The following is a 2,081-nucleotide window of genomic DNA, read 5'->3' as shown; positions in this document are numbered from 1 at the left end:
AGACTTGTTTTCCCTCAAAAAGTGCCGACCTTTGGAGTGATTGGGGGGAAAATTCCGGGACTTTTTCCCTGAAAATTAGGTAATTGACCACCTGAAAATCGGTAAAACCCCACACCCCACACCCCACACCCCACACCCTGCCCCTAGGAAAAGCTTTTTCAGTAAACCCTACATAAGCACCCTTGGACAAAAGTGAATAAGGCCAATCTTCCCAGTTTACCCGCTTTTTTAGGATGAGTTAATCAACCCAAAACCCCCGAATCGATAAAGACAATCATCCTTGGCTATAAAGCTTTGAACCCAAAGGACGATCATTATCAATCGCAGTCTGAAAATTGAGGAAAGACTGGGAAATTTCTTGGTCTTGCTTATCGGTTATTTGTGACCGTTTTTGTCGTCTTTGTTCTAAGATAGCCAAAGCCGAACGATTTCGTTTAATTTGCTCTTTTCGATCCCAATCTGGATAATTGACAAGTTTGGGTTTTAATTGATTCATCTCTTTAACTGGAAATTGTCTATCATCATCTTAGCCGATCCTTTGACCAAGAACAAGAGGTAACAGGGGGTGCATCTCATTTTGTCAATCTAGTGAGTTGGGATTTTTAAAGGGAAACTCTCTGCTAAAATTGGGCATTACTTCCGATTTTATCACTCAATCCAAGCCTTAAACCCCCCGTCAGGGGAGGAGCTTCGTCCCCCGAACCTTTGACTAACTAATAGAGTTCAACCTCTTAATTTTATTTTAACAGACAACAATTATAAAATTTTATTTTGATAATAAATCGGGTCAATTTTTCTTTTCAGCGATCGCCCTATAGCTGACCGCATAATTCTTTTGTACTAAACTTTGAGGTTGGCAATAGGGGGTAAATACAGAAACGAAAATTCTCTCTAAATCTCCTCAAATTTCCAGAAACCTTCTGACTCCCTCTAGCTAGATGGTTAAAATAAGTAGCTTTTAAGGGAGATAGATTTTGAGAGGGTTATCAGCTACAATCAAGACATGAAGCTAGTTGAACGCCATATCATACTAAATCCCATCCTTGCTGGTCAGAAATTGACCGAGCTGCTTTTTTGTCAAAAAATCTGTTCAATCTAGCTAATTACCACTATCGCCAATATTTCTTTGTTGAACACAAGAAATTAAATTTTAATCAACTCTATCACCAAGTAGCTCCAAGTTCTGATTTACTATTTTATCGGATTGCCGCGCTTGCCGAAGGCACTGGGGAGCAGACTGCTGATTCAATTGGGTAAGGCAAACCCTAATTAGTGAGAGGAGAATCACCACCACAACCGACTCACTTCCCTAATACCTTGATACACTTCTCTTAAGGCGACCAGTCCCCCAAAATGAAGGATTAAAGGCAGGTTAGAAATAGTTTTAGAGTAATTTTAAGAATTCTTCGATAGTTAAACCCGCTTCTTTAACAATCCCTGCCATTGTATAAGCATTAACCGGATTTGCTCGTGGAATGGTGATAGTCTGTTCTCCATTTGTCATAGTAATATGTTTTCTCTGTCTAGTGATGCGGAATCCCGCTTTTTCAAAGGCATTAACAGTGCGTAGATGATTAATTCTGGGTAATTTTGGCCTACTTATCCTACTTCTACATAACGCACTTCCGCATCTTTGTTTAATTCTTCAATTGTCTCTAAATAGTCTTGTATCGCTTCTTTGATATTTTCTATAGCTTCTGCTTCAGTGTCCCCCTGTGACCAACATCCGGGTAAACTGGGACACCAAATTGCATAACCTTCTTCGCTTTGTTTGAGTCGAACTTGATAGCGCATAAATAGTGGCTGTTAGTTTGTAACTTTTATACTAAGGTCTAATTGATTAAAGATAAAGTATTGATAATTGTCCATTATCCCTGAGAAAAGCGTTCGCCTTTGAGGTTTTAATAGATTTGAGGTTGAAAATTATCAGGAATATCGAGTTCAAATACTTGGTCATGAATCCGAGCCACATAAAACCCTTCTTGGAGAATTTTTTCCCGTAATCCTGGTGATAAATCAACCGCCGCTAATATGCCATAGAGTTTTTTATCTTTGTGTTCAGAGAAAAAGCTACGAAACCG

The 2,081-nt window shown here is 39.1% G+C and carries 3 protein-coding genes and 1 pseudogene; all 4 read right to left on the bottom strand.

What is annotated here, in order from left to right; translation table 11 throughout:
- Positions 1-274: 274 nt before the first annotated feature.
- A complete protein-coding gene (locus O9295_RS04685) occupies positions 275-496 on the bottom strand; it encodes a hypothetical protein (protein WP_079206340.1) in 222 nt (73 codons plus the stop codon).
- A gap of 888 nt (positions 497-1,384) precedes the next feature.
- On the bottom strand, positions 1,385-1,603 hold the full coding sequence (locus O9295_RS04680) for a type II toxin-antitoxin system HicA family toxin (protein ID WP_044034701.1): 219 nt from the start codon (positions 1,601-1,603) through the stop codon (positions 1,385-1,387).
- Entirely contained in the window at positions 1,600-1,794 is a 195-nt protein-coding gene (locus O9295_RS04675; RefSeq protein ID WP_002776391.1) for a type II toxin-antitoxin system HicB family antitoxin, read from the bottom strand. Before O9295_RS04675 ends, O9295_RS04680 begins: the two co-directional genes overlap by 4 nt.
- A gap of 107 nt (positions 1,795-1,901) precedes the next feature.
- Positions 1,902-2,081, bottom strand: a pseudogene (locus O9295_RS04670) (DUF3782 domain-containing protein); the annotation flags it as partial.

Origin of the sequence: Microcystis sp. LE18-22.4A (genome assembly GCF_027531105.1) — a bacterium.
In the GTDB taxonomy this organism is placed as follows: Bacteria; Cyanobacteriota; Cyanobacteriia; order Cyanobacteriales; family Microcystaceae; genus Microcystis; species Microcystis aeruginosa.
The sequence above is the reverse complement of the archived record's forward strand: the minus strand, read 5'-3'. Positions and strand labels throughout refer to the sequence as shown.

Coding starts and splice junctions, on each gene's coding strand:
- O9295_RS04685 (WP_079206340.1), bottom strand. CDS start 496: ATGAATCAATTAAAACCCAAACTTGTCAATTATCCAGATTGGGATCGA.
- O9295_RS04675 (WP_002776391.1), bottom strand. CDS start 1,794: ATGCGCTATCAAGTTCGACTCAAACAAAGCGAAGAAGGTTATGCAATT.